The 2,242-nt window shown below is 62.0% G+C and carries 2 protein-coding genes and 1 tRNA gene; 1 reads left to right on the plus strand and 2 read right to left on the minus strand.

Annotated features, from left to right (window positions below; translation table 11 throughout):
* Positions 1-1,371: magnesium transporter (gene mgtE, locus AC1DT3_RS18545; RefSeq protein WP_477466698.1), on the minus strand; the 1,371-nt coding region annotated here is incomplete at its 3' end.
* Between the two features lie 174 nt (positions 1,372-1,545).
* Positions 1,546-1,630, minus strand: a tRNA-Leu gene (locus AC1DT3_RS18550).
* Between the two features lie 271 nt (positions 1,631-1,901).
* Here AC1DT3_RS18550 and AC1DT3_RS18555 point away from each other — a divergent pair.
* Positions 1,902-2,242: lipoyl protein ligase domain-containing protein (locus AC1DT3_RS18555; RefSeq protein ID WP_477466699.1), on the plus strand; the 341-nt coding region annotated here is incomplete at its 3' end.

Consider the following 2,242-nt stretch of genomic DNA (forward strand, 5'->3'; position numbering starts at 1 on the left):
ATCCGTGATGCTGGTGACGAAGGGACCGGAGGAGACCGCGGGGTCGATTCCGAAGCGATTGAGCATCAAGGGCACGAGGATGCCGCCGAGGGCCGCGAAGAGCAGGACGGTCATGAGCGCCATCCCGATCACCAGTCCGAGCTGAGTGGTCTGGAACCATGTCGCCGCGATGATGCCCATGATGACCGCGAAGGCCATGCCGTTGAGCAGGCCGACCAGGGCCTCGCGTCGGATGATGYGCCAGGCGTTGGAACGACCGAGCTCCCGGGTCGCCAATGCGCGCACCGCCACCGTCATCGTCTGAGTTCCCGCATTGCCGCCCATCGAGGCGACCACCGGCATGAGGATCGCCAAGGAAACCATGTGTTCGAGCGAGGTCTCGAACAGGCGGATGACGTTGGCCGCGATGAGTGCGGTGCACATATTGGCGAAGAGCCATGGGAAACGGCTCCTCTGCGTGTAGAGCACGTTGTCGGATAGCTCTTCGTCCGAATGGACGCCGCCGAGTTGCTTGATGTCGGCGTCGGCTTCTTCCTCCAGCACGTCGACGACGTCGTCGACCAWGATGGCGCCGACGAGCCTGTTCTCTTCGTCCACCACGGCGGCGGAGACGAGGTTGTAGCGCTCGAAGAGGCGCGCCACTTCTTCCTGGGGCTCCGTGGCTCGCACCCGGTCGGGCTCGTCGTCCATGATCCCCTGGATCGTCACCGGCCGCTTGGAGCGCAGCAACCGGTCGAGGGCGACGGCGCCGAGAAGATGACCGGCCGGATCGATGACGAAGATCTCGTAGAACGTATCCGGAAGGTCCGTCGTCTCGCGCATGAAATCGATGGTCTGTCCGACGGTCCAGAACGGTGGAACGGCGATGAACTCCGTCTGCATCCGCCGGCCGGCGCTGTCCTCGGGATAATCGAGGGTGCGTTGGATCGCGACGCGTTCCATCGCCGGCAGCTTTTCGAGAACCTCCGCCTTGTCCTCGTCGTCCAAGCTCTCGAGAATGATGACGGCGTCATCGGAATCGAGGTCGCGCATACCCTCGACGACGGTCTGCGTCTCGAGCTCCTCGAGAATTTCCTCACGGACGGAATCGTCGACTTCGGTAAGCGCCGTAAAGTCGAAAGACGATCCGAGCAGTTCGATGAGGCGGGGTCGCTTGTCGGTGTCGAGTGCTTCGATCAGGTCGCCGAGATCGGATTCGTGAAAATCCTCGATGAGCCTTTGCAGGCGTGTCGAATCCGACGCGCGGATGGCGTCCGAAACGTCCAGCAGGAAATCCGGATTGACGTCGCCGGCGTCGTCCCGAAAGGCGGGCACGTCGGCTGTATCGCCGTCGGTCGCAGAAAACGGCGTCTGATCTTCGACGTTCTGCATGGGCCTGTCCTTGAGGGGATGATCACATGTCTTTTAGGCGTGCGCGGTGACAGGGACAATGCGGTAAATGCGAGCCCGCCGGCAGGTTCGCCGCTTCCGTCCCCCCATATTCTTCAGCCAACAAAAAAGGCCCCCGAAAGGGCCTTGCTTGTAACGCTCGAAGCGTTCCGACGTTGGTGCGGCCAAGAGGACTCGAACCTCCACGGGTCTCCCCGCTACCACCTCAAGGTAGTGCGTCTACCAATTCCGCCATGGCCGCGGAACGTCGTCTCGTCAGGGGTTTTTCCTGAAGAGGCGGAGGCTTTAGCAGATGGTTTGCGGCATCACAAGCCTCTCGGCGCGCGAGACTGAAAAATGTTGAGCTTGCGAAAATCCTATCGGATAAACATGTTCGAAACCAACGGTTTACCGTGTGGCTTTGTCGGCGGTAACGCAATAAAATGACTTTGGACGTGCTGGCCTCGCCTTCCGCGGACCCGCGCTCCTCAACGATCCGCTGCGATTCCATCGCAATCGGCTGAAGGTGAACTCTGGTGGTTGCGCGCGACACGTTGGAATCCCGTTTCGAAGCCCGCGCGGGCCATGATCCCGTGGAATGGCTCGTCACCGAGGGCCTGACCGAATATGGCGCCGCCGTCGCCTTCATGGAGGATCGGGTTGCGGCGATCGCGGACGGGACCGCGCGGGAGCTGGTGTGGCTGGTCGAGCATCCTCCGCTCTACACGGCCGGAACATCGGCGCAGCCTCAGGATCTCATCGAGCCGGATCGCTTCCCCGTTCATCAGACGGGGAGGGGCGGCCAATATACCTATCATGGCCCCGGCCAGCGGGTTGCCTACGTCATGCTCGATCTCAAGCGCCGAGATCCGGA

The sequence above is a fragment of the Microvirga sp. P4_G7 genome, assembly GCF_056401005.1.